The following is a 26,057-nucleotide window of genomic DNA, read 5'->3' on the forward strand; positions in this document are numbered from 1 at the left end:
TCCTCCGTTGATGATTCGGCGTCAGGCTCGGGCCGACGTGCTGGTGGACTGGGACGGGGTGGTTGCCTCGGCTTCGAGCACGAGTGCCTCGGCCTCCACGACGACCGCGGAGTCGACGCCGCCGCGGGGGCGGCGCAGGAACACCAGCCAGGTCACCGCGGCGCAGGCCACGTAGAAGGCCATGAAGACCCAGAACGCGGTGGTCGCCGATTTGGTCGAGGCGTAGGAGGAGCGCAGCACCAGGTTGATCGCGACACCGCCGAGCGCACCGATCGCGCCGACGAAACCGATGAGCGCACCGGAGGTGTTCTGCGACCAGGCGGCCTGGGTGGCCGGACTCGCGTCGAGGCTCTTGGATTTGGCGTCGAAGACCGACGGGATGATCTTGGTGACCGCGCCGTTGCCGATCCCCGATACGACGAACAGCGCGATGAATCCGACCACCAGCGCCACCATCGCCGCACCGCTCGGCACGCCGCCCCGGTGGTCACCCGCGGTGCTCGCCACGGCGACCAGCACCGCGGCCGCGGTCATCGCGGCGAAGGTGTACAGGGCGACGCGGCTGCCACCGATCCGGTCGGCCCACTTGCCGCCGTAGGGGCGGGCCAGCGAGCCGAGCAGCGGACCGATGAACGCGATCTGCGCGGCGTGCAGCGTGGCCTGGGCGACGGTGTCGCCACCGGCCTTGAAGCTGATCTGCAGCACCTGACCGAAGGCGAAGCTGTAGCCGATGAACGAACCGAAGGTGCCGATGTAGAGGAAGGCGATCGCCCAGGACTGCGGCACCTTGAGCGCCGTGATCATGTAGGAGAGATCGGCCTTCTGGTTCTTCAGGTTGTCCATGTAGAGCGCGGCGCCGACACCGGCCAGCGCCACGAGCACGAGGTAGATCGCGCAGATCAGGGAGGCATGGGTGTTGCCGAGGGTGGCGATGACCAGCAGCCCGACCAGCTGGATGACCGGCACGCCGATATTTCCGCCGCCCGCGTTCAGCCCGAGGGCCCAACCCTTGAGCCGCTGCGGGTAGAAGGCATTGATATTGGTCATCGAGGAGGCGAAGTTGCCGCCACCGAATCCGGCGAATCCGGCCACGACCAGGAAGGTCGTGTACGAGGTGCCCGGCTGATTGATGAAATACAGCGTGAGCAGCGTCGGAATCAGCAGCAGCGTGGCACTGAAGATGGTCCAGTTGCGACCGCCGAAGCGCGCCGTGGCAACGGTGTACGGAATGCGCAGAAACGCACCGACCAGCGTCGGCATGGCGACCAGGAAGAACTTGCCCGCCGGATCGATGCCGAACTTATCGGTGGGCATGAACAGCACCATGACCGACCAGATGGACCACACCGAGAACCCGACGTGCTCGGCGAAGACCGACCAGATCAGATTCCGCTTGGCGATGTCTTTGCCACCGGCCTCCCAGGCCGCGACATCCTCGGCATCCCAATGCTCGATGTTGTGGTTACGCGTCAGCGTGCTCAACAGGGGCCTCCCAAAATCGGTTAGCCCCACGGTAGGAAACGGGTATTGCCGAAATGCTGCCCCAAATGACCGTCAAATCAACGGTTGCTCACGATTACCGGGAATGGAGGGTGAGTTTCAACGAAATGTTTCGGGCATGTGACACACCGGTTTCCGCTCGTCACAAACAGCCGATCTTCGAATTACCGACCGGTGAGGTGTGACGCGCACAGCATGCGCGCCGTCACACCACCTCGCAACTCGAACGGCGCGATCAATTCCAGGTGTCTTCGAGCATGCGCGGCTTGCAGGCCTGCCAGGCTCCGGTGAGCAGCACCAGCACCGCGACGACGAGCATCGCGAACGGCGCCGCCCAGCCCTCGGTCGCACTGTGCAGCATGCCGAACAGGACCGGACCGACGCAGGCCACCGCATATCCGACGCCCTGGGTGAAGCCCGACAGCGCGGCCGAACCCTGCGCGGTCCTGGTGCGCATATTGATCAGCGTCAGCGCCATCGGGAAGGTGCTCGGGCCGAGGCCCAACAGCACGACCCACAGCAACGGCGCAGCCATCGGCGCGATCAGCAGTCCGGCGAATGCGGTGAAAAAGAAGACGGCACAACCCACTACGAACGGGAACGGATTGCGGAACCGCGCGACCACCGTCGGCGCGGTGAACGCAGACACCAGCCCGACCAGCGCGAAAACACCGACCATGGTTCCGCCGAACCCGGCACTCGCGCCCGCCTCGGACAGGATCTTGGGCAGCCAGGTGAACATGGCGTAGGTGGTCAGCGAGGTCATACCGAACATGCCCGCCATGCCCCAGGCCACCGGCGAACGCCATACCTTGCCTTTGGGCTCCTGGGTCCGCGACGGCAGCGCGGTGCTGTCGACCCGATCGTGGCCGCGGCGATCACGCAGCACACCGAGCCACGGCAGCGCGGCCGCGAAGCCGAGAATCGCCCACAGCCCCAGGGAGATTCGCCAGCCGTGCGCGTCGGCGACGGGCACCGCGATCAGCGCGGGCACCACGGTGCCGAGCTGGACCATGGTGATGTACAGCGAGCTGACCACCGCGAGCCGATCCGGGAAATAACGCTTGACCAGCGGCGGAATCACCACATTGCCGATGCCCATACCGCCGAGGGCCAGCGCGGAGAAGATCAGCAGTTCGGCCGTGCCGCCGACCACCGCCCGGATCAGCATGCCGAGTCCGGCCATCAGCATCGCGACGAGTGCGGTGCGCTCCAGGCCGATCCGGCGCACGAAAACCGGGGTGAGCAGACCCGAAACCGCGAACATCAGGGTCGGGATCATGCCGAAAACGCCGACGACGGCCGTCGAGTAACCGATATCGGCGCCGATGCGCTCGGCCAGCGGCGAGAACGCGGTGACGGCGACCCGGAGGGTGAGCGCGGACATCACAATGGCGGCGAGGACGAGCAGTCGGCCTTCCGTCAGTGCACGTTTGCGCCGCTCGACCCGGACGTATTCCGGGCGAGTCATAGTTTCCGGGAGAGTTGCAGTCACCGCGAAATCATAGGATGACCCGATGATAGGAGGCAAGGATTTGTGACGGGCGGTACTCTGATGCCGTGCAACCCGTCCGGCGGACCAGCCTCATTGCCCAGGTAACCGAGCAGCTGCGTGCCGAAATTCGTTCTGGCCGTTGGGCTATCGGCTCCCGTATCCCCACCGAACCGGAGCTCACCGAGCTCACCGGAACCGGGAGAAATACGGTACGCGAGGCGGTGCAGGCTCTCGTCCACTCCGGGATGCTGGAGCGTCGCCAAGGCTCGGGCACCTATGTCATAGCGGCCTCGGAGGTCGGCGGCACGCTCGCGAAGTACTTCGCCGACGCGGAGGAACGCGATGTGCTGGAGTTGCGCATGGCCTTGGACACCAACGCCGCGGCATTGGCCGCGCGCCGGCGCGACGAGACCGATATCGCGAATCTGCGGCGGCTGCTCGAGGAACGCAGCCGACAGCACTGGGATGAACAGAATCTCGCGGCCATCGAGGCCGATGTGGAACTGCACCGCGCGATCGTCGTCGCCAGCCACAACGCGGTATATCTGGAGTTCTACGATTCGCTGCTGCCGATTATCGAACAGGTGATCCGGGCGCGGTCCGCGAAATCCGACGATGCCTACGACGCGGAGCACAATGAATTGGTGCAGGCCGTCATCGATGGGGATCCGGAACGCGCGGCGCAGGCCGCGCGGTGCTTCCTCGCCTCGCTGATCGCCGAATATCCGGACCGCTAGACTTCTGGTCGACCGACCGAAAACTCTTGCGCCCACCAGGTAACCAAGAGGTCACCGACCGGCTCGTCACCATGTGAGTCGGATTTGCCTGGAACGTCACTTCAGGCCATTCACACGCAACAACCGGCTTTTACCTTTGTCTCGACCGTAGCTCGGCGAACCCACCGGGCCAGATCGAGAGGAAGCCGATGACTGCCGCAGTAGCTGCCACCGGCCAGCAGTCGGACACCCCAGTATTCACGCACCAGAAAAAGGGGCGCTGGCTGGATCACTGGGAACCGGACAACACCGAATTCTGGGAATCGGGCGGCAAACTCACCGCCCGCAAGAACCTGATCTTCTCCGTCTTCGCCGAGAATCTCGGCTTCAGCGTCTGGGTCATCTGGGGCACCGTGGTGACCAGCATGGGCCTGGCGGGCTTCGACTTCCTGGCCGGACTCGGCAAGGGCAATCCGACCGCGGTGAGCAACGCCCTGCTGCTGACCTCGACCCCGACGCTTGTCGGTGCGGCACTGCGCATTCCGTACACCTTCGCCATCCCGAAGTTCGGCGGACGCGCGTTCACGGCGTTCAGTGCGGCCATGCTGCTCATCCCGACGCTGGGCCTGGCCTACTTCGTGAACCAGCCCGGCACGCCCATGTGGGTGTTCATGGTGCTTGCAGCACTGGCCGGCTTCGGCGGCGGCAACTTCTCGTCCTCGATGGCCAATATCTCGTTCTTCTTCCCGGAAGGGAAAAAGGGTGCGGCCCTCGGCATCAACGCCGCGGGCGGCAATCTCGGTGTGGCGCAGACCCAGTTGGTGCTGCCACTGCTGATCACCCTCGGCACGCACATCATGGCCAAGGACGCGGCGGGCTACCGCTTCGGCATCACACTGTCGGTGCTGGTCTGGGTGCCGTTCATCCTGATCGCCATGTTCGGCGCACTGCGCTACATGGACGGCATCAGCACGGCCAAGGCCGACGGCAAGTCCTACAAGCTGGCGCTGACCAACAAGCACACCTGGGTGATGTCGTTCCTCTACATCGGTACCTTCGGTTCGTTCATCGGCTTCTCCTTCGCCTTCCCGACGCTGATCAAGGCCAACTTCCCGGATCTGGCCAAGATCGGCTGGATCACCACCCTCGGTAACCTCGCCTTCCTCGGCGCGCTGGTCGGCTCGTTCAGCCGTCCGTTCGGTGGCTGGATCTCCGATAAGGTCGGCGGCGCCAAGATGACCATCTATGTCTTCGGTGGTATGGCGATCGCCTGTGTGCTGATCATGGCCGGATTGCGGGCCAAGAGCTTCCCGCTCTACCTGGTCGCGTTCCTGCTGCTGTTCGTGCTGACCGGCATCGGCAACGGCTCGACCTACCGGATGATCCCGTCCATCTTCAGCGCCGAGGCCAAGAAGTACGCGGCCGAACACGGACTCGACCTCACCGACGCCGCCGCCTCGGCCAAGCGTCAAGCGGGTGCCGCGATCGGTGTCATCGGGGCGATCGGCGCATCCGGCGGCTACCTGCTCCAGCAGGCACTTCGCCTGTCCAACATCAACTTCCACAGCATGAACCCGGCCTTCTGGGCCTACGCCGGCGCCTTCCTGGTCATGGCCACGGTCACCTGGTTCTTCTACCTGCGCTCCTCGTTCGCCGTAGCCCGTGTCCCCTCACTGGCCTACGCCAACGTATAACCACATCACCCGCTAGACCCGAATGCCGCGCTGGACGAGGTCCCCAGCGCGGCATTCGGACGTCCACGAGTCGAATCACATTGCTATCGTGGATATCACGCCGAGTCGGTAGGCAGCACAAGGGGGGCTCCGGCGAGATGGCACACATCCGCATCACCACCCGCGACTGAGCAGGGATCGCATTTGGCGGTCTCGGTCCGTCAACTGCGCCAGCACTTTACGCTGGAAAGCAGCCTCACACCGGGAGGGTGGGCATTGGATAATTCCGAGGGGGCGGGGGAACCGGTGTTCCGGACCGCACGATTGGCGGATCTCGACGATATCGCCGTGTTGGAGCGAGAACATTTCGGCGACCTGTGCTACCCGTATGTGACGCTGCGGCAACTGTTCGACCTGCACGGACCCGATTGGGTGGTGGCCGAGATCGGCGGCAGAGTGCGCGGCTACGCACTCGTCGGCGTAGGCACCCGGCGCCGCGGCTGGGTGATGGGTCTCGCGGTCGCATCGAACTACCGCAATCGCGGCCTCGGCCGCGCGCTGCTGGACCGGGCCGTGACGAGTTGCCGCACCGCACAGGCGGATTCGGTATACCTCACGGTGCGACCGACCGATCGGCGCACGGTCAAGCTGTACAAGAACGCGGGATTCCGTTGGGCCGGATACGAACAGCGCTACTTCGGCGCCGACGAACCGCGAGATGTGCTGGTACACCGCATCGATCACTGGCCTACCACCTCGCAGTTCCCCGGACCGAACGACAAGCGATGGCTCAAGGGGGGTCGCGCACCGGATTGATAGTCGAATCGCGTTGGTATGGTGGGTATCACGTCGAATGTGACGGCTGCACCCGGGGGAACACACGATGACCGAATACGCGGGCCTATCCCAACTACCACCTGCCACCGCCGAGAAGGCGGTCAATTCGATGACCATGCTGATCGATCGACATGCCGACCGGTACGCCGGTGAGATCGCCGAATACTTCCAACAGGCCGGAGCCGGATCCGAACAGCGACTCCTCGACTCCTTCAACACCCACGTCGAGACCTTGGAACTCGACTACGACCCGGCGAAGATCTCCCAGCCCGGCGACAGCCTGGTCTTCTCTCATATCTACGCGGCGGCGCAGGAACCCGCCGCGGACGGCGACGGACGACTGCCCGTCCTGACGGCGCTACTCGCCGCCGAGGTCGAATTCCGCGGGCCACGACGGCTGAGCCGTACCCAGAACACCCGGATCGCCGAAATCTATGAGCATCTCGGCCGCGCGCTGGTCGCCGCCGACCTGCCCCACCATGCCGTGCTGGCCTTCAAACGCGCGGTGGGACTGCACCGTGTCGAGGAGGACTTCGACGCACAGGACCGCTGCGGGCACGCCTTGGCACAAGCGCGTTGCCGCGCCGTCGATCAGGTCTGGAAGCGGATCCCGCACTGGACCCTCGAAGTGCTGTGCGGCTATGGTTTTCGGCCGTTCCGGCTGCTCGGCTGGATCGCCGCTGTACTGCTCATCGGCACCGTCGTGCTGTGGGCCACCGACGGCCAGCCGATCCCGACCGCGCTGCACATGTGCCTGATCAACTACCTGAATCCACTCGGCATCGGCGATCTCGAGGACATCAGGGGCGCCGGGCGGACACTGCTGATCGTCGAGGCCTACGCCGGACTCGTACTCAACTCGCTGTTCTTCGCACTGCTGGTCCGGCGATGGTTCCGGATCTGATCGCATCGCGGAGGCTAATCCGCGCTGTAGTCCTCGGTGCCGATCCTGGTGTGCCGCACCGCATCCAATGTCGCCACCAGCACCCGATTGTGCAGCTGATCGATCAATGCCCGCCGTCCCGCGGTGAAATCCGGATCGGTATTCAGCTGCGTCCACAGCCCGCGCAGCGCCGGTGGCGTATGCGCGCCGGGCACCCACAGATGTGCCAGGTGGTGCAGCACCGGGGCCAACACCGCCACCGACTCCGCACTGCCCGGCGGGTACAGATCGGACTGCTCCAGCGCCGCGGCGGTGACCGACAGCAGCCAATCGTGCACCGCGAGATCCTCACAGAACCGCTGCACATCGGCCAGTTCCGCCTCGGTGCGCACCGTGATCAACGCGGTGCGGACCGTATCGTTCTGCAACCGGAACCACACAACCGGCTGCGCCGGATCACCGATCCGCGCCGCCCAGCGCAGCCTGGTCGTACCCGATTGCACCGGCGTGTTCTGATCGAGGCGGTGATCCATCCGAATGCGGCCGAGCAGCCGATTGGCGATCGACGCGAGATCGAGGGTGCCCACCGGCGGCGGGCCCGCGGCCAGGAAGCCCTCGGCCAGCCGGGCGCCGGTTTCGGCGGTGACCTTGGTGATCACCTCGGACACCCCGACCTGGCTCAGATAGTGCGACCACGTCCGGCGCTGATCGCCGGCGGCACGCACGACTCTGGTCTGTGCCGAACTCTGCAGCACCCGTCCGCCGACGACGACCGCATGCGTTGCCACCGTGCCGATCGCCCGCACATCGGGATGCGAAGGAGCGGCCAACCGGCAATCCACGCCCTCGGCGGTGGTCGGCGAAACCGCGAGCGACATCGGGCGCTCCCGCCACAGCATCGGACGGCCCGGCACCAGCTCGAGCAGCTCCTCGAGATCACTGCGCGGCAACGGCGTCGCCGCGGGCAGCAGGCAGGTGTCCACCTCACCGAAAACGATCAGGGGGCCGGCGGGTGTCCTGGTCTGTGCCGCACCAGCGCGCACCAGCAGGCGCACGGCTCGGCCACGACGCAGCTGCCTGAGATGCGGCGTCGAGCGGGCCGTGCGCATCCGGCGCGCGACCGAATCGTTCGGTTCGTTCACGTCAGGATCCGTCCAGCAGGAAATGGGTGAGGCGTTCGGTCACCTTGCGCGATACGTCGATACCCTCCTCGTTGCCCCTGGCGACGATCTGATCCACCACTTCGTCGTCGAGTTGGATGTGATCGAGTATTACCCGCACCGCGTGCTCGATACCCAGATATCGCTGCGGCAGCAGCGAAAGTGACCGATATGCGGCAAAAGGTTTGGCCCGCGGATTCAGCTGGACCACCGCGGGCATCTCCCACCAACTGCTCGGCCACGGCATGCCCGCCTCCCACGGCTGTGGCTCGACCACCGGCATACCGTCGAAACGCAGCATGCCCAGTCGCAGCAACTGCCAGATGGAGGCCAGATACGGGCAGGACCATTTGGTGAAGACTTCCTTGCGCCCGTTCACCTTTCGGGTCTGTTTGCTCCACATTTCGACATCGAGGAAAATCGAATGCTCGCGCCGTCCGAACTCCTCGGCCGGTTCGTACGGCTCGTCGTGCATGGCCTGCTCCGAGGGATCATCGGAGGCGCGTCGGCCATTGCACAGCCAGCCGGATTCCGCGGTAGGCGGTCTGCGGCCGTTCGCGCCCTCGGGCGGTTCGGCCACGATGCGGGCGCGGACCAACTCGGCCAGTTCGATACGCGGCGCGCTCACCGCGCCGTATTCGGCGGCCGGAACCTCCCAGCAACCCGCCTCGCGCGCCAAATAGTCGATGCTCAAACCACATTCGTCGGCATTGCGCAGCAATTTGTCGAGGATTTCGCCGGGATTGGTATCGGACCGGAAATAGTCGTCGACCAGAAAGCAGGTGCTCACCCTGGCGCGCGGACCGAATTCGATTTTCGCGGCCTCGGTGAATGCCGTGACCAGCGGTACGATCCGACGAAACTGCGTGCGAATCTTCTCCTCGCCATTGGCCAGATCGTGCATATAGAAATGTCCGACCTCGATCGACACATGGGACAGCGGCACCTTGGCGACGCGCGGGTGCTCGGTGGCCTCGCTGTAGCCTGCGGCATGCTCCATGTGCTCGAAATCCCTTTCCTCCGACGGTGTTCTCGAGTTCGGTCGATTCAGATCCGGCGCCAGGTCGCGGGATCGAGCACGCGATCGGCGAGCGTGTCGAAGGCCTCGACGGTTGCCTGGTTGGCAATTTCCTTCTGCACGTCGATGTCCAGAATCAGCTGTTCACGCCATTGCAATACCGGCTCGACCGGGGTCTCGCCGAGCATCGCGCTCGCACCGACCTTGTTCGTCGATGCCAGCCGCCTCAACATGGAGTCCTGCTGGTGCAACCAAGCCGCCTGCGGCCCCGGGGAGTCGGTCGCCTCGTTCAATTGCGGCACCGCGGTGCGCACGTACCTGATGTTGTCCAGCAGCACCTCGGGATCGTGGCCCGCGCCCGCACCGCAATCGAGGATCCCGTACTGTCCGCGCACCAGACCGTGGGCGGCGATGATGTGCTGACGGGTCCAGCGATGAAATACCAACCAGCGCACCGTTCGCGCGGCCAGCTGCGGCAAAGCCGTTGCCTTGAGCGCGATTTCCATCGCCACCGAGCGCCCCGCGCTGAGATCGACAATGCACACGTCGAAGTCCTGATCGAGTGCGAGCAGCAACTGGGCGCAGTTGTCCAGGGTGCGGTCATCGATTTTGGTGAACTCCGCGCCACCGGCATCACCGGGCAACAGGAACAGCTTGCCGGTTCGCGTGCGCATCTTGCGCAATTCGCGACGATCGGTATTGTCCCGCACGTCGATTCGAGTGGCGACGCCACGGCCGAGCAAATAGGAATGCAGGCCGTCGCCACCGGTGATGCCTCGCTCCACACCGCTGATCTCGAAAAGCGCACCCGCGGTAGGGGAACCGAAATCGAAATCCAGATAGGCGACCCGCTTACCCCGCACACACATCCGATAGGCGAGATTGCAGCTGGTCACCGAGCGGCCGGTGCCGCCCTTGTCGGAGGTCGCGAACACGATCATGCGCTAGGGGTTCCTTGTCGCGTCGCGGCGGGCGGCGGCCAGCCGGTCGAGTTCACGCAGTGCGTCGAGGGCGTGCACGAAGGTGGTGGCGGAATCCTCGCGCACCAACCGTCTGGCCTGATCGATATGGTCCTCCACGCGATCGAGCGCGGCCCGGTTGCCCGAGGTGTCATCGATGCTCACGCCGAGCATCTCCTGATCGAATCGATGCTCGGCGGTATTCAGCATGACCCGCGCGACGTCCTGCAGATCCGGCCAGTTGGGCGGCGGTTCACGATAGGTGCGGTCAGCGGCCACCAGACATTCGACGACGCGTTCGGTCATGTACCAGGACGGCCTGGTCACCTCGGCATCGCCGTTCTCCCCGAACGCGCCCGCCGGATCGTCCCACAGTCCGGGCGCACCGGCCCGCAGCATGCGCCGATCCAGATGTTCCATCACCGATTTGGCCAATTCCATCAGCTTGTCGCGGGCCGCGACATTGTTGGACAGCCTGGCCGCCTGCAGCATTCGCTTGAGCAGCACCGCCGAGAAGTCCGAAACCTCCCACTGCAGCGTCGGTCCGCCATCGACGGACTGACTGCCCTGCAGGGTCAGTCGCACGCCGGGAGTGTGCAGCGCGACCGCAGGGTCCTCGCGCATGGTCCGGCGAATGATCCGGCCTCGTCCGGCCAATTCGTCGAAAATGGCCACGGCCCTTGTCAAGTCGTCATCGGAGGCGGTGCGCGCGACCAGATCCTGGATCAGCACGGCGGACACGATGAGACTGAAGTAGTCCGACTGCTCGTCGTCGGAAGTGCGCCACGGAATGTCCTCCAGCGGCCAACTGCCGGAGCCGAATCGCGCGACCGTCGACCAGTAGCGCTGGGTCAACTCCCAGCGGGTACGCAGGGCCTGGGCAAGCCGGTGCTGTTTCTCGTCGAGCAGACCGAGCTCACCGGTGCGCGGAGAGACCAGGTCGTTGATGCCGTCCAGCGCGACGACCGTGAAATAGAGGTACGGGCGCGGATCGGCGATGCCCTTTTGACTCGCTATCCGCGCCTCGACGAAGTCGACCTCGGTGGCGTCGTTGACCACACCCCAACTCCACCCGCATTCGAACAGCAGATTCTCGTCCTCGAGCTCCCTGACCGATTTCTCCTGGCCCAGGGTGACGTCACTGCGCAACCGCGCGCGTACCCGTTCCAGACTGCGCCGCACACCGTCGACCATGGCCTGCTCGGGTTCGCCGGTCTGGTTCAGCATCCCCAGAATCGCCTGTCCCTCAGGGGATTTCGGCTTAACGGTATTGACGACGAAACTGCGGACCAGTCCGGTCATCGCCGCGGTGAGCCGCGCACTGAGCTGCCCGGAAAGAATATCGATCCGCTCTGTCAGCTCCCCCGGTCGCGCCCAACCGCGGAAGGCGCGCAGAAAGCGCAGGCCCGCCATACAGACGGTCAGCGACATCGAATAGGAGTCGACGACCTCGATGCCGCGCTGCGCCGCATTGGGTTCGCGCTCATCGGCGGAGCGCAGATAGCTGCCCGCGGAGAAGTTCGGCTGCCCGTCGCTACGGGTGTTCTGCTCGATGTAGCGCTCGAGCAGCCAGACCACGAAACTGCCGATCTGCTTCGGACCGCCGAGCGGCTCGAGGACCGAACTGACGTCGTCCTCCATGCGATCCGGATTGTCCAGTGCGAAGATATCGATCTCGGTGGCCGGATACAGCAGGCAGAGCAACTGTTCGGAATCGCTGATAGAGTTGGCGTCCATCCGACCGCCCCAGCGCCAGTCCCTGCCATCCCAGCACGCGGCGAGCATGGCGCGCCACACGTCCAGAATCTGTTGCCTCGGTTGGATTCTCACCTGCTGCCGTCCTCACCCCAAGTCGCAGGCGCGCCGCTCCTCACCGCGTCCACGAACGTCAAATTAGCACGGGCACAACGCTTACGCTGGCTCCACGAGGGTCCGATCCGGTTCCATTCCGGCATCATCGGAACCGGTCGCGGGGCCGTCCGAGCACGGGCAACCACACAGCATCCCGGTGGCCCGAAAAGCAGGTAAAACAACGCCGCCTGAGGCGGTTGTCCGAGCATAGAGCAACCGATGCAGCGCACGGCGCAGATCGGGTAACCAGGCGATCGCGCGGTTGGGACGAAACTCAGAGCATCAGGCGAACCATGTCGGCGGTCCGCGCCAATCCGGGAAACGCCTCGGGGGTCGAGCGGGGGTGCAGCGCATGTACAGCAAGCCGAAACATGACCGCTCGCAACAACATCTGCGGCCACTCGGGTAAATCGGACCAGCGATCGAGCAGGCCGTCGTCGGCGCCGCCCCAGGCGAGTGCGTCGACGACGATGACACCGGCAGCCCACGCCGCCGGACGCCAGTACGGGGTGATGTCGGTGAGGCCGGGGGTGAAGACTCCGGCGAAAAGTACCGTGCCGAACAGGTCCCCGTGCACCAGTTGCGCGGGGGTTTGGACCGGTTTGCGCAGTGTGGCGAGTTGGCCGATCAGTTCCATGCTGCGTTGGCCGTCGGGGGAGGTTGCCGGGGTGATGCCACCGGCGCGCAGACTTCGCAGCGGTACCGCCTCCCAGGCGGCGCGGTCGGCGGCGACGAAGACGTCGACATCGACCCAGGGGGCGACCGGCGGCTGCACCAGGAACCGTGGTCGTTCGAGCTCCGCCGTGGCCTTGTGTAGTCGCAGTGATACCGAGACGACCTCGTCGTAACGTGGCTCGGGTACACCCTCCAGGTAGGTATCGGCGCGCCAACCGGAAACCACGTAGCGGCCATCGGTGGCGCGCACGGGGCGGGCCAGGCGTAGGCCGTCCACCTTCAGGGTTTCGCGAACCTTCGCCGACCATGCCGCCCTGGCATGATCGGCGATCGGGCTCAGCACCACGTCACCGAGCCGCCAGCCGCCGTCCCAGTCTCCCAGCGAAACCGGGGTCACTTCGCGCAGACCGAACGTGGCGCGCACGTGCTCGGGGGGTTCCACAGAAGTCACGGCCGTACGGTACCTGTGTTGAATTTGGCCCGCCTGCGGCGCGCCGTGGCTCTGTTTTTGGCAGCGCCTTCGGCGCTGCGGGTTCGCGGCCCCCTGGTGTCTCGCGTCCGAGTCGTCGAGACTCGCGACTTCGTCGCATGCGCTTCGACGACTCGGACGCGAGACGGGCCGCGAACGGTCGCTCGTAAGACTCGCTCCGTGGTGGTCGCCGATGGCGGATCGTTTGGCCACCGGTGCACGCTCGACGGATGGTCGAGTCCGACGCCTGCGTCGCATGCGCTTGGACGGCTCGGGTGCGAGACGGGCCGCGAACGGGTCGCTCGTAAGACTCGCTCCGTGGTGGTCGCCGATGGCGGATCGTTTGGTCACCGGTGCACGCTCGACGGATGGTCGAGTCCGACGCCTGCGTCGCATGCGCTTGGACGGCTCGGGTGCGAGATGGGCCGCGAACGGGTCGCTCGTAAGACTCGCTCCGTGGTGGTCGCCGATGGCGGATCGTTTGGTCACCGGTGCACGCTCGACGGATGGTCGAGTCCGACGCCTGCGTCGCATGCGCTTGGACGGCTCGGGTGCGAGATGGGCCGCGAACGGGTCGCTCGTAAGACTCGCTCCGTGGTGGTCGCCGATGGCGGATCGTTTGGTCACCGGTGCACGCTCGACGGATGGTCGAGTCCGACGCCTGCGTCGCATGCGCTTGGACGGCTCGGGTGCGAGATGGGCCGCGAACGGGTTGCTCGTAAGGCTCGCGGGTTGTGGTTTCGTTTGTCACGCACGGAAATTCACAACAGCGTCCCGCATCGTCGGATGCGGGACGCTGTTGCTGTGCAAGCCTCGAATGGTTAGTCCGGTCACGCGGCGTCAACGGGTGAAGGGGGAGGCCCGTCGGCCTCCCCCTTCGTCGTCTACCGAGTCAGCGGCGCCAGTCTTTGTAGTCGTCGTCCTCGTCCCAGCGGGATGAGGATTCGTCCGCGTCGTGCTCATCGGACAGCACACCACCACTCCGCTGGGAGGTGGGGCTACCCGAAAGCTCGCGCTGAAGGCTCGCGAAGTCAGTCGGCGCGGAGCTGTACTTCAGCTCGCGTGCGACTTTGGTCTGCTTTGCCTTAGCCCGGCCACGGCCCATGGCTGACCCCCTCGCGTCACTGCGGGGCGGCCTGGGGTTTGTTGGCGGCCCCGTTCGAATTAATACTCTTCCTGACAGACACTTTAGCGTGTGTCAGGCGGTCGCGCTTCCAGGAGTGGGGGAAGAACTCCGGAAGTGGCGCCGTTTGCCCGGTTGTCGCCGTCGGGCCGGCCCCTCAGACGACCCCGGGAATCGCTCGGATGACCCCGACCCTGGCACCGCCGCCGAGCACCGGCGGCGCAGCGAGTTCGGCGTGCGCGGCGGTCCACTCGACGCCCATGCGATGCAGAATGGCCAGCGTCAGGGGGATTCGCGCACGGTCGTGACCATCGGCGATCTTGTATGCGAAGGCCGTTCCGTCCGGTAGCGCACCCGCGTGCACACCGTCCGCGCCGATCTTGCAGACCAGGCCGGGGGTGGCCTGCATGGTCAGTAAATCGGGTCCGTTCGTGCCGGAAATCACTCGCGGATTGGCGCGAATCGCATCGGCGACGCGCCGCTGCGGCGAGCCGGGCGCGGCGGTAGCCATGGCCGCGAACGCACGGGCCAGATTCACCAGTGAGACCGGGATGATCGGTAGTCCGCAGCCATCGATGCCGAGGTCGGTCTCGGGTTCACCGGTGAGCTCGGTGATGGTGGCGATCACCGCTTGTTGCAGCGGATGTGCCTGGTCCAGGTAGCCCTCGGTGGGCCAGCCGTTGACGGCGCAGGTGGCGAGCATGGCCGCGTGCTTACCGGAGCAGTTCATGTACACGCGGCGGGGTTCGGGTAGCGCCTCGGCCCGCGCGCGCTCCTCCTGCGGTAGGTCGGGCGGGCATTCGAGGGACTTCTCGTCGAAGCCGAACCGGTCGAGCAGGCGCTCGACCAGGGCGACGTGATCCGGTTCGCCGTAGTGCGATGCGGTCGCGATGGCCAGCTCGGCGTCGTCGAGCGGTTCGAAGCCGTTGCGCAGCAAGGTGACCGCCTGCATGGGCTTATTGGTGGAACGCGGGAAGATCGGGATGTGCACCTCGCCGAGCGCGAGGGTCGGTTCGCCGTCGGTGCCGAGGATCACCACCGAACCGCTGTGCACGCATTCGCGGAAGCCGGAGCGGACGACCTCGACCAGTTCGACGGTCATAGCTCGGCTCCTGCCGGTTCGGCCCGCTGCTCGCCCGCGCCCGCCACATCGACTCGCTGCTCGCGGGCACGGGTGGCATTGGCGTGGCGGCGGCCGTGACGCTCGATCTGCATCCGCACATCATCGGAGATGGTCGGTTCGGTCGCGAGCAGAATCGCGAGAAGATCGGGATCGTTGCCGGTGAACAGGTCGCGGACGGTGATGCCGTGGTCGGGCGTGTGCACGATGCGGACCTCGTCGCCCGCGCCGATCGTGCCCTCGGTGAGTACGCGCAGGTAGGCGCCGGTATCGCTCTGCAATGTGAATCGCTTGACCCAGTGGGACTCGCCGGACCAGTGCTGGAAGGTCGAGCACGGCACACGGGGCGCGCTCACCTCGAGCAGGGTGTCCCCGATGGTCCAGTGCGCACCGATCACCGCATCGCTGACCGGGAGCCCGGTGATGCGCAGATTCTCGCCGAACCAACCCGCGGGTAGTTCGCGGCCGAGTTCCTCGCCCCAGCGCCGCGCGTCTTCCTCGGCGTAGGCGTAGACGGCCTGATGTACGCCGCCGTGATTCTTGGTGTCGCACACATAATCGCCGTCGAGACCGTGGGCCCGCGCGGCGACGCGATGGGGAACAGGCCGCTTGTCGATGGCCGTCCGGCCGACGCGGGTCGGCACCTCCAGTTCGGCATGGACGACGCACACGGCAAGCACCCGAGCGCTATCAGGGTGCATCAACGGCCACGCAACCGGTCGACGGCGATCCGACCCGCCTGGGGTGCGTCGTCGGCGGGGACCGAATCCGGATCGATTGCGGCGGCGGTCGGGCCCGCGACCAGTTCGGTATCGGCCGGGATGGTGCGTTTGATCAAAGCCAGTGCGACGGGACCGAATTCGTAGTGGTCGATGACGGTGCCGATTCGGCCGACAGCACGGCCGCCTGCGGTGACCTCCTCGCCGGTGGTCGGACGGTCGTCGGCCGAGCCGTCGAGATGCAGCAGCACCAGGTGGCGCGGCGGCTTGCCGAGGTTGTGCACCCGGGCCACCGTCTCCTGGCCGCGATAGCAGCCCTTGTCCAGGTGCACCGCACCGTGTTCGGCGATGCCGCCGATCCAGCGGGCCTCGTGCGGGATGGTCCGTTCGTCGGTATCGAGTCCGATCCGGGGGCGCAGTGCCGCGACGCGCAGTGCCTCGAAGGCCCACATGCCCGCGGGTTCGGCGCCGGCGGAGGTGAGGTGAGTCCAGCGGTCGGTGAGTTGCTCACGTGGGATGACCAGGTCGAAGGAGTCCGCGGTTGGCCACGGCATGCGGCGCAGGAAACCGCCGTCGGGCAGCGGGACTGCTTCGTAGGTGTCCGGGAGGGTGGAAATGCCGAGCGCTTCGGTCAACTCGGTGGTGCGCGGGCCGAGCAGGCTCAGCACCGCATGATCGGCCTCGACCGGTTTGGCATCGGCCCAGAAGACCATCTTCGCCAGGAACTCCAGCAGCGCCGGTCCGTGCTCGCCTTCGGTGTCGATCCACACCGTGGCATCCAGCTCGGTGAGCACGAAATGGTGCAGCACCCGGCCGTTCAGATCGAGGTCCAAGTTCTCGGCGGACCGGCCGTCACCGAGGCTCGCGATGTGCTGGCTGCTGATGGTGTGCAACCAGGTCAGCCGCTCTGCCCCGGTGATTTTCAGGACGAAGCGATGCGACCGGTCGACGATCGCCACCCGCTCCGCGGCGGCGCGCTGTTCTCGGAAGGGATCCCCGTAATGCCAGGCGACGGCGGCGTCCGGTGAACCGGCCGCTCCCGCGACGGCGCCCGGGACAGCGAGGATAGGACTGGGTGCTACGACCACGGACACGTAAACCACTCTAAGCGCGAACCCGATTGCTCGCTTTCAGCGGCCTATTGAGTAGTGCGGGACGTGCGTTGCTCGGCAACCACGACGGAGCGAGTTTTACGAGCGACGTTCGCGGCCCGTCTCGCTTCCGAGTGGCCCAAGCGCATGCGACGAAGTCGCGAGTCTCGGCCGCGCCGCTAGCGACTGCTTGCAGGTCGCTCGAAAGGGTCAGCCGCGAGACAGAAGGGGGCCGCGAACACGCAGCGCCGCAGGCGTTGCCAATCCAACACAGTCCTAGGCGCGGTCAACGAACAGCGCCTACGCTCGACCCATGGTGGATCGAGTTCTTGTAACACTCGACGGCGCCGTCCATGATCCGGACGCGCCGTTGTTGTTTGCCGACGACATCGGCGTACTGCGCGGTGACGGTGTCTTCGAGTCGGTTTTGGTTCGTGCCGGTGACGCGTGCGCGATCGAATTTCATCTAGGCCGACTGCGTCGTTCGGCGCAGGCGCTCGATCTACCCGAGCCCGAGCTGGGGAAATGGCGAGACGCGGTCGAGACGGCGACGAAGGAATGGGGGACCGACCGCGAGGGCCTGATGCGGCTGGTCCTCACCCGTGGGCGCGATACCGAGCTGTCGGCCCCGTCCAGCGTCACCTCGGGTGATCTCGCGGCCGCGGTGCCGGTGCCGACCTCCTATGTACTGGTGCTGCCGGTGCCCGAGCGGGTGCAGAAGGCGCGCACCGATGGCGTCGCGGTGGTGTCGCTATCGCGTGGGATCTCGGTCGACCTGGCCCAGGCCGCGCCGTGGCAACTGCTGGGTGCGAAGACGCTCTCCTATGCCACCAATATGGCGGCGCTGCGGTTTGCGCAGCGGATGGGCGCCGATGACGTGATCTTCACCAGTACCGAGAACCGGGTGCTGGAGGGGCCGCGCTCGTCGGTGGTGATCGTGCGCGATAAGCAGTTCATCACCCCGCCCGCGAAGAACGGCGTACTGCCGGGGGTTACCCAGCGCGCGCTGTTCGCCGAGGCCGAGAAGGCCGGGTGGAAGTGCAGCTACGACTCGTTGTTCACCGCCGACCTGTTGACCTGCGACAGCATTTGGCTGCTGTCGAGTATCACGCTCGCCGCGAGGGTGAATTCACTGGACGGATTGCGCATGATGGCGCCGGACAATGCGGCCGAAATCATCGACTTGGTGGACCGAGGAGTGGAGCGGGCCGGGGCAATCGGCGATTGGTGAGTTCGCCGGGCCGTGATCTTCGTCCTACTACAGCGTGTAGGAGTACTCGGCGAGCTTGGAAAACGGGTCGTTGAGGGTCGGTTGCGCCGGGGTGTCGTGGCGTAGCACTCCTTGATGGACCCTTTCCCGGGCGTACTCTTACTACGTAATGTCGTAGATCGGCGGGAGGTCGGTTTTGAGCGTCCTGGACTTATCGCGTTGGCAGTTCGGCATCACGACCGTCTATCACTTCGTCTTCGTACCACTGACGATCGGTCTGGCCCCGCTCGTGGCGGGTATGCAGACCGCCTGGGTGATTACCGGCAAAGAGCACTGGTACCGGCTGACCAAATTCTTCGGCAAGCTGTTCCTGATCAATTTCGCGCTCGGTGTCGCGACCGGCATCGTGCAGGAATTCCAGTTCGGCATGAACTGGAGCGAATACTCCCGCTTCGTCGGTGACGTCTTCGGCGCACCGCTCGCGCTGGAGGCGCTCGTCGCGTTCTTCCTGGAATCGACCTTCCTCGGCCTGTGGATCTTCGGTTGGACCCGGCTGCCGAAAATGGTGCACCTGGCGACGATTTGGTTTGTCGCGATCGGGGTGAATGCCTCCGCGTACTTCATCGTCGCGGCCAATTCGTTCATGCAGCATCCGGTCGGCGCCAAATACAACCCGGAGCGCGGGCGTGCCGAACTCACCAGCATCTGGACGGTGCTCACCAACAACACGACGCTGGCGGCATTTCCGCACGTGGTGGCCGGAGCATTCCTGACCTCGGGAACTTTTGTGGTCGGCATCTGTGGCTGGTGGATGGTGCGCAACGCGCGCAGCGGTGACGAGACCAAAGTCGCTGAGGCGCAAACGATGTGGCGCTCCGGCGGACGCGGTGGCCTGTGGGTGATCGTCATTGCCGGTGTCGCGCTGTTCTTCACCGGCGATGTGCAGGGCAAGCTGATGTTCGAACAGCAGCCGATGAAAATGGCTTCGGCGGAATCGCTGTGCAATACCGCAACCGATCCGGACTTCTCGGTGCTGACCATCGGCACGCACAACAATTGCGACAGCGTGACGCACGTGCTCGAGGTGCCCTATGTGTTGCCGTATTTGGCCAAGGGAAAGTTCAGCGACGTCACCCTGGAGGGCGTCACCGATCTGCAGCACGCGTACAACGCGAAGTTCGGGCCCGGCGACTATCGGCCCAATCTGTTCGTCACGTACTGGTCCTTCCGCGCCATGATCGGTCTGTCGGCCGGCGCGATCCTGCTCTGGTTGGTCGGCCTCTGGCTGACCCGCGGTGGCCGGATCACCGATAAGCGCTGGTACTCGTGGCTGTGCCTGATCGCCATCCCGACCCCGTTCCTGGCCAACAGCGCGGGCTGGGTCTTCACCGAAATGGGTAGGCAGCCCTGGGTTGTCGCGCCGAATCCGACCGGTGACCAGAGTCTGCGGCTGGTGGTGCAGCAGGGCGTCTCCGACCACGTCGCGGGCACGGTGATCACCTCGCTCGTGGTGTTCACCCTGCTGTACGGCGCGCTCGCGGTGGTGTGGTTCTACCTGATGCGGCGGTACACGGTCGCGGGACCCGAGCCCGCGACGATTCCGACCGGCGGGCCAGACGATACGGGCAGTCGTCATCGGGCCGAAGAACCTGCCGTCGAACAGCTTTCGTTCGCGTATTAGGAGCCGACGATGAATCTGCAACAGTTCTGGTTTCTGCTGATCGGCGTCTTGTTCACCGGTTACTTCGTGCTGGAGGGCTTCGACTTCGGGGTCGGCATGCTGATGCCGATCCTCGGCAAGGGCAGCGATACCCGAAGGCGGGTGGTGCTCAATACGATCGGGCCGGTGTGGGACGGCAACGAGGTCTGGTTGCTGACCGCGGGCGGTGCGATGTTCGCGGCCTTTCCGGAGTGGTACGCGAGCCTGTTCTCCGGTTTCTACATAGCGCTGCTGCTGGTGCTGGTCGCGCTGATCGTGCGGGTCTGCGCCATCGAATACCGCAGCAAGATCGACGATGCGCGGTGGCGGGCGTGGTGCGATGCCGCGATCGGAATCGGTTCCTGGGTACCGGCATTGGCATGGGGCTGGATATTCGCCAATGTGGTGCGCGGGGTGCCGCTGAACGAGAAGAAGCACATCGCCGGCTCGGTGTGGGATCTGCTCGGGCCGTATGCATTGCTCGGCGGACTCGCGACCGGACTGCTGTTCGCGCTGCACGGCGCGGTCTTCCTGGTCCTGAAGACCGGCGGCGAGGTGCGCGACGATGCGGCGAAGACGGTGCGATTGTTGCTGGCGCCGACCGCGATCGTGGTCGGTGTGTTCGGGGTGTGGACGCAGTTGGCCTACGGAACCGGATGGACCTGGATTCCGTTGGCGCTGGCGGTAATCGGGCTGCTGCTCGCGGGCGCGGCGAGTTTCGCCGACCGCGACGGGTGGGCGTTCGTCGGCACGGCGGTCACCACCGCGGCGGCCACGGTGCTGCTGTTCGGGTCGCTGTATCCGAATGTGCTGCCGTCCACCATCAGCGACATGTTCAGCCTGACCATCGACAATGCCTCCTCGACGCCGTACACGCTGAAGGTGATGAGCTGGGCGGCCGTGGTCGTCACGCCCGTGGTGCTGGGCTATCAGGGTTGGACGTACTGGGTGTTCCGCAAACGGATTACGGTCGAGCAGATTCCCGCGCCGGTCGGGCTGCCGTTGGAAGCGGTCAAGGACTGATCATGGCTCGTCCGCCCGTCGACCCGCGGTTGTGGACGTACGCGCGCTCGGCCCGCCGCTATCTGGTGCTGAGTGTGGCGCTGTCCGTGGTGATCACGGGTTCGATCGTGGTCACGGCGGTCGCACTGGCGAAGGTGCTGGCCGGGGTCGTCACCGATCCCGGTCGGCGCAGCTTCGGGGCGTGGACATTCGAGTTGCTGGTGCTCGTGGTCGCCATCGGCTGTCGGGTGCTCGCCACCTGGGTCCAGTCGCGGATCGCGCATCGGGCGGGGGCCGCGGTGGTCGCGGAGCTGGAAACCGCGGCGCTTGCCGCCGGGGCTCAGCTGCCGCCGCGCGAACTCGAAACTCGGCGAACCGAATTGGCGGTTGTCGTGAGTACCGGGCTGACCGGGCTGCGGGCGTATCTCACCGGGTATCTGCCCGCGCTGCTCCTTGCTTGCCTGGTGCCGCCGATTGTCCTGGTGGTCATCGGGTTCCATGATCCGATCTCCGGTCTCATCGCCGTGGTAACGCTGCCGTTGATTCCGGTGTTCATGGTGCTCATCGGTCTGCTCACGCAGGGCCGGGCGGCGGCCACGCTCGTCGCGACCACACGGCTGTCGGATCAACTGCTCGATCTCTTCGCCGGGATGCCGACGTTGCGGGCGTTGGGGCGGGAGGGAAGCGCGGGGCGGACGGGTTCGATGGAACACCGTGTGCATGCGCTCGGGGATGCGTTGCGGCAGCGCACTATGCGTGCGCTTCGGATCGCGTTCCTGTCGTCGATGGTGCTCGAGATGCTTGCCACGTTGAGCGTCGCGTTGATCGCGGTATCCATCGGTCTGCGGCTCGTATACGGGGAGATGAGTCTCTATGCCGGGCTGGTTGCGTTGATTCTCGCGCCGGAGGTGTATCTGCCGCTGCGGATGGTGGGGGAGCGTTTTCATGCGGCGCAGGATGGAATGGCGGCTGCGGACAAGGCCTTTGCTGTTCTGGAGCCTGCTGAGGTTACGCGCGGCCAGGCCGGACCGGGTGCCGATTGTCCGGCGGCTGGACGTGACCGGGCGGTCTCCGGCACTAGTGGGGCAGGTGCCGTCCGACCGGCTTCGAGTCCGAATGACGTTGATCCGGTGGCCCCCGTCGGCTCCCATCACGGGGATATCGGCGGGGACAACGGTTGGGATATCAGCGAACTCGGTTCAGTGGCATCGATTGGCATTCCCGCCGAGGCGAGGCCCGAAGTCGTTGGAGATGGCCGGGGCCTCATCGAGATATGTGATCTCTCGATACGCGCCCGGGACGGGTTTGCGCCCGCCGGGCTGACGGCGGCGTTCCGGCCGGGGTTGGTGACCGTACTGACCGGGCCTAACGGGAGCGGGAAATCGACTGCACTGCAAGCAATCTTGGGTTTGATCACACCGGAGTGTGGCTCGGTGAGGATCGACGGCACCGACGTAGGTGAGCTGGATCAGGAGCTCTGGTGGTCCCGTGTCGCCTGGCTGCCGCAACGTCCGGTCCTGGTCCCGGGAACACTGCGCGAGAATCTCGAACTACTCGGCGCGCGCACACCCGACACGACTGTGAAGGGCGCGGCACGCGTGCTCGACGAACTCGAAGCCGCCTGCATCGCAACCGGATTCGACGCAGTACTCGACGAACTCCCCGACGGCTGGAACACGATCGTCGGCGCAGGCGGCATCGGCCTCTCCCTCGGCCAGCGCCAACGCCTGGCCCTCACCAGAGTGCTCGCCGCCGACCGCCCCATCCTCCTTTTGGACGAACCGACCGCGCACCTGGACCCCGCCGCCGAAGCCACCGTCCTCAACGCCCTACAGCAGCGAGCGCGCGCCGGCGCAACCGTAATCGTCATAGCCCACCGCCCAACAGTCCTCGCCGCTGCCGACCACGTAATCCCCGTCCACTCCACCGCTCCCGAGGCAGTCGCCTCATGAACCGCGCGGGAGACACTTCGGTGCCAAGGACAACGGCGCGTCGCGGTGGCCGCGGAGTAGTAGCGGATCTGCGGCGGATGTGGGGTCTGCTCGAGTTGTCGCCGTGGCGAGTTGCCGTGGCGATCGGGTGGGGTGTGTTGGCGCTGGGCAGCGGTCTCGGGCTTGCGGCGTTGGCGGCGTGGTTGATCGCACGTGCCTGGGAGATGCCTCCGGTGCTCGATCTGAGCGTTGCTGTTGTCGCGGTCCGGGCGTTGGGTATCTCCCGTGGGTTGTGCCGATATCTGGAACGCCTTGCGACCCACGATGTTGCGCTGCGTGCGATGACGACGGCTCGGACAACCGTTTACCGGACCCTCGCTCGATCGGACGTCTGGATGCGGCGGGATATGCGAGGTGGCGCTTCGGACGGGCCGGGCGACGGCGGTGATGGTTCCGGCGGCTTACGTGCCGAGGAGTTCGACGAGGCGTCTCGTCGGCTCCGGCGCGATAGTGCGTCGGCCGGCTCGGCCCGTGGTAGCGATGGCTTCAGTTCTCGGCGCGGCCGGGATGTTTCGGTTGCCGAATCGGCTCGGGACGCCGGCGAGGTGTCTGCGTTCGGCCGACGCGACACCTCGGACGGCGGTGTGGGTCGTCCGGTCGCCGAGACGGATTCGACGAGCGCGGATGGTGCTGCGTCGTTGCGGCGCGGGGACCTGCTGGTTCGAATCGGCAGCGATATCGACGATCTCGGAGCCGTTGTCGTCCGCGTGTTCGTGCCGATCGCGGTCGCGATTGTGCTGTCGCTGGCCGCGATCGGACTCATGGCCACCATTTCGGTTGGGGCAGCGGCCATTCTGGCGGTGTCGCTCGGCATTGCCGGAATCGTCGCACCGTGGCTTTCGGGGTGGGCCGCCCGTGAGGCCGAACGTGCGGTGCGCGCCGACCGGGCCGAATTCACCGCGCAGGCGCTCACGGTCCTCGACCACGCGGCCGAACTCCGCGTCGCGGGCAAGCTGGATGCCGCGCTGGCGGCCGCTGACCGCGCCGGACAACGTGCGGTCGCCGCGGAGGATTCCGCGGCCGCACGCAGCGCCTGGGCGGCCGCGGCCACGCCACTCTCGATCGGCGCCAGCTTTTTCGGCGCCCTCCTGATCGGCATCGCCGTCTACGGCACCAACCCGCCCGCCATGACCCCCATGGCCCTCACCATCCTTGTCCTGCTCCCCCTCTCAGCCTTCGAAGCAGTCGCCCCACTCCCCGCCGCCGCCCAGGCACTCACCACCGCCCGCGCGGCCCTCCACCGCCTCCCGCTGCTCGAAACCAGCACCCGAGACCCGATGACGCAGCAACGCTCCGACCACGCCATCGCCGGTTCCGCCACGAACCGCCACAGCGATTCGGCCCGAGAACCTCTGCTGCGCAATGCCACCGGACGAGCCGAGGGCAGCGGGCACAGCATGGCCGGCTCGTCGACCGAGGGCGCACCGGTGGCACCCGACCGCAGGGGTACCGATGCGGACATCCGCGGCGCACGAAATCGATTGCCGGGCAACCTCCCCGAGCGTCCGGCAGGAAAGCGGATTGCCGTCGTCGGACCGAGTGGCGCGGGCAAGACCACGTTGCTCATGGCGTGGGCGGGGCTGTTCGGTACGCCCGTGCCCGGCGTGACGTTCTTTGCCGAGGATGCGCACATCTTCGGCACCTCCGTGCTCGAGAACCTGCGTGTCGCGCGGGGGGATCTCAGCGCCGAAGCGGCCGAGAAGGCTTTGTGCGCGGTCGGTCTCGGGGATTGGCTGGCGTCGCTGCCGGACGGCGTGCACACGGATCTGGTCGCAGGTGCGGCTGCGGTTTCGGGCGGGCAGCGGCGGCGGATTCTGCTCGCCCGAGCGCTCATTTCGCCCGCACGGGTGCTGCTGCTCGATGAGCCGACCGAACATCTCGAGGCCGAGGCGGGCGCGCGACTGCTGCGCGAACTACTCGATATCGGCAGCGGCCTGGTCGAACCCGACCGAATTGTGGTCGTCGTCACACATCAGCTGCCATCGGATCACCGCGCCGAAGTGGTGCTGCAAATCGATGCATCAGGCCAGGTCACGACCATTGGAAGAGTTGAGGAGCGCACCGGTTCAGCGCCCCGCGAAATTCCGTTGCCGACCCGCTGATCGCTGACTAGATTCGTATGTACACAAGGAAGGAGGTGGTTCGAAGAATGTATGTTCATAGGACTCGTGAGGTGGCTGTCCGCTAGCGCCACCGCTGCAACGGATTTCCGTTCGCGCGAGCGCTGAGCGAATTCCAGGCAGCCACCCGGCCCCCGAGCTACCGGTCTAGTCCGACCGGGACCCATGCAGGCTTCACCGCCTGCGGGGTATGGCTCGGGGGCCGTTCCTTTTTCGGCACAATTCTCTCGGACGGTAGAGTCCGGCGACCGGGTTCGACACGAGGGGTAGCCGATGCCATCGGAGGGTCTCGCGGCAGTGGTTGGGCGCCGCATCAGGGCGGTTCGCCGCATGTTCTACGTACAGGGCAGTGATGTCGACCGCACCGAAGGCCCCATCGAATTGACCTTCGACGACGGTTCGGTGCTGCTGCTGGACGCCGGAACCGACGGCGAGGAACTCCTCGTCGCATCGACCCCGTGGCGCGACCCGTTCGCCGGGCTCACCGAACCCGAATACATCGACTACGTAGCCGAATCCGGTAAATACACCGCCTTCGACGTCGGCTCCGAACCCCCGTACTCACACTTGATCGGCTCCCACATCGCCGCCGTCTCCGAATCCCGCCTGCACGACGACCGCCTCCGCGCCGCCGTTCTCGAGGTGAACGGCTCCAAACTCGCCGTGGAAACCCTCGCCGACGAACTCCTCGTCACCTGGCACCCAACCTGATTTGCCCGCACACCCATTGTCCTAGACGAACGCCC

Annotated in this window: 21 protein-coding genes; 10 read left to right on the top strand and 11 right to left on the bottom strand. The window is 65.9% G+C overall.

Annotation, left to right across the window (positions count from 1 at the left end; all coding sequences use genetic code 11):
* Positions 1-21 precede the first annotated feature (21 nt).
* Entirely contained in the window at positions 22-1,485 is a 1,464-nt protein-coding gene (locus tag ACIBW7_RS31085) for an MFS transporter (protein WP_397052818.1), read from the bottom strand.
* Between the two features lie 250 nt (positions 1,486-1,735).
* Positions 1,736-2,995: a CynX/NimT family MFS transporter gene (locus ACIBW7_RS31090; protein WP_397052528.1), complete on the bottom strand. Its 1,260-nt coding sequence runs from the start codon at positions 2,993-2,995 to the stop codon at positions 1,736-1,738.
* Positions 2,996-3,060: 65 nt separating this feature from the next.
* Between ACIBW7_RS31090 and ACIBW7_RS31095 the strand changes: the two genes are divergently transcribed.
* The 4 genes from ACIBW7_RS31095 (at position 3,061) to ACIBW7_RS31110 (ending at position 7,125) form a co-directional block, all read left to right on the top strand.
* Complete coding sequence (locus ACIBW7_RS31095) at positions 3,061-3,732, top strand: FadR/GntR family transcriptional regulator (protein WP_397052530.1); 672 nt, start codon at positions 3,061-3,063, stop codon at positions 3,730-3,732.
* A 188-nt stretch (positions 3,733-3,920) separates the two neighbouring features.
* Positions 3,921-5,405 carry an MFS transporter gene (locus ACIBW7_RS31100; protein ID WP_397052532.1) on the top strand — a complete coding sequence of 495 codons (1,485 nt, stop codon included), beginning with the start codon at positions 3,921-3,923 and terminating at the stop codon, positions 5,403-5,405.
* Positions 5,406-5,660: 255 nt separating this feature from the next.
* Positions 5,661-6,200 (top strand): GNAT family N-acetyltransferase, encoded by a 540-nt coding sequence (locus ACIBW7_RS31105; RefSeq protein ID WP_397052534.1) that lies wholly within the window; start codon positions 5,661-5,663, stop codon positions 6,198-6,200.
* Positions 6,201-6,267: 67 nt separating this feature from the next.
* Entirely contained in the window at positions 6,268-7,125 is an 858-nt protein-coding gene (locus ACIBW7_RS31110; protein WP_397052536.1) for a hypothetical protein, read from the top strand.
* Positions 7,126-7,139: 14 nt separating this feature from the next.
* On the opposite strand, the gene ACIBW7_RS31115 is transcribed toward ACIBW7_RS31110, so the two are convergent.
* From ACIBW7_RS31115 to ACIBW7_RS31155, 9 genes are all read right to left on the bottom strand, one after another.
* On the bottom strand, positions 7,140-8,246 hold the full coding sequence (locus ACIBW7_RS31115; RefSeq protein ID WP_397052538.1) for an SCO2521 family protein: 1,107 nt from the start codon (positions 8,244-8,246) through the stop codon (positions 7,140-7,142).
* A 1-nt stretch (position 8,247) separates the two neighbouring features.
* Positions 8,248-9,264 carry an SCO2522 family protein gene (locus tag ACIBW7_RS31120; RefSeq protein WP_040694812.1) on the bottom strand — a complete coding sequence of 339 codons (1,017 nt, stop codon included), beginning with the start codon at positions 9,262-9,264 and terminating at the stop codon, positions 8,248-8,250.
* 47 nt (positions 9,265-9,311) lie between these two features.
* A complete protein-coding gene (locus ACIBW7_RS31125) occupies positions 9,312-10,223 on the bottom strand; it encodes an SCO2523 family variant P-loop protein (protein ID WP_397052541.1) in 912 nt (303 codons plus the stop codon).
* A gap of 3 nt (positions 10,224-10,226) precedes the next feature.
* Entirely contained in the window at positions 10,227-12,071 is a 1,845-nt protein-coding gene (locus ACIBW7_RS31130) for an SCO2524 family protein (RefSeq protein WP_397052543.1), read from the bottom strand.
* A 295-nt stretch (positions 12,072-12,366) separates the two neighbouring features.
* Positions 12,367-13,218: a TIGR02569 family protein gene (locus tag ACIBW7_RS31135; protein WP_357478799.1), complete on the bottom strand. Its 852-nt coding sequence runs from the start codon at positions 13,216-13,218 to the stop codon at positions 12,367-12,369.
* A gap of 910 nt (positions 13,219-14,128) precedes the next feature.
* On the bottom strand, positions 14,129-14,341 hold the full coding sequence (locus ACIBW7_RS31140) for a DUF3073 domain-containing protein (RefSeq protein WP_040686370.1): 213 nt from the start codon (positions 14,339-14,341) through the stop codon (positions 14,129-14,131).
* 175 nt (positions 14,342-14,516) lie between these two features.
* Positions 14,517-15,461 carry an asparaginase gene (locus ACIBW7_RS31145; protein ID WP_397052546.1) on the bottom strand — a complete coding sequence of 315 codons (945 nt, stop codon included), beginning with the start codon at positions 15,459-15,461 and terminating at the stop codon, positions 14,517-14,519.
* The gene (locus ACIBW7_RS31150) at positions 15,458-16,180 is read right to left on the bottom strand and encodes an MOSC domain-containing protein (protein ID WP_397052548.1); all 723 of its coding nucleotides are present in this window, start codon (positions 16,178-16,180) and stop codon (positions 15,458-15,460) included. Before ACIBW7_RS31150 ends, ACIBW7_RS31145 begins: the two co-directional genes overlap by 4 nt.
* Positions 16,180-17,292 (bottom strand): YgfZ/GcvT domain-containing protein, encoded by a 1,113-nt coding sequence (locus ACIBW7_RS31155; protein WP_397052550.1) that lies wholly within the window; start codon positions 17,290-17,292, stop codon positions 16,180-16,182. Before ACIBW7_RS31155 ends, ACIBW7_RS31150 begins: the two co-directional genes overlap by 1 nt.
* Before the next feature lie 310 nt (positions 17,293-17,602).
* Between ACIBW7_RS31155 and ACIBW7_RS31160 the strand changes: the two genes are divergently transcribed.
* From ACIBW7_RS31160 to ACIBW7_RS31185, 6 genes are all read left to right on the top strand, one after another.
* Complete coding sequence (locus ACIBW7_RS31160) at positions 17,603-18,520, top strand: aminodeoxychorismate lyase (protein WP_397052552.1); 918 nt, start codon at positions 17,603-17,605, stop codon at positions 18,518-18,520.
* Positions 18,521-18,695: 175 nt separating this feature from the next.
* The gene (locus ACIBW7_RS31165) at positions 18,696-20,180 is read left to right on the top strand and encodes a cytochrome ubiquinol oxidase subunit I (RefSeq protein ID WP_397052554.1); all 1,485 of its coding nucleotides are present in this window, start codon (positions 18,696-18,698) and stop codon (positions 20,178-20,180) included.
* 9 nt (positions 20,181-20,189) lie between these two features.
* A complete protein-coding gene (gene cydB, locus ACIBW7_RS31170; RefSeq protein ID WP_397052556.1) occupies positions 20,190-21,221 on the top strand; it encodes a cytochrome d ubiquinol oxidase subunit II in 1,032 nt (343 codons plus the stop codon).
* 2 nt (positions 21,222-21,223) lie between these two features.
* Entirely contained in the window at positions 21,224-23,152 is a 1,929-nt protein-coding gene (locus tag ACIBW7_RS31175; RefSeq protein WP_397052558.1) for an ABC transporter ATP-binding protein/permease, read from the top strand.
* Between the two features lie 77 nt (positions 23,153-23,229).
* Entirely contained in the window at positions 23,230-25,293 is a 2,064-nt protein-coding gene (cydC, locus tag ACIBW7_RS31180; protein WP_397052820.1) for a thiol reductant ABC exporter subunit CydC, read from the top strand.
* Between the two features lie 291 nt (positions 25,294-25,584).
* Positions 25,585-26,022, top strand: coding sequence for a hypothetical protein (locus tag ACIBW7_RS31185; RefSeq protein ID WP_397052560.1), 438 nt, complete (start codon positions 25,585-25,587; stop codon positions 26,020-26,022).
* Positions 26,023-26,057: the final 35 nt, after the last annotated feature.

This window comes from Nocardia sp. NPDC049526 (genome assembly GCF_044465765.1).
In the GTDB taxonomy this organism is placed as follows: Bacteria; Actinomycetota; Actinomycetes; order Mycobacteriales; family Mycobacteriaceae; genus Nocardia.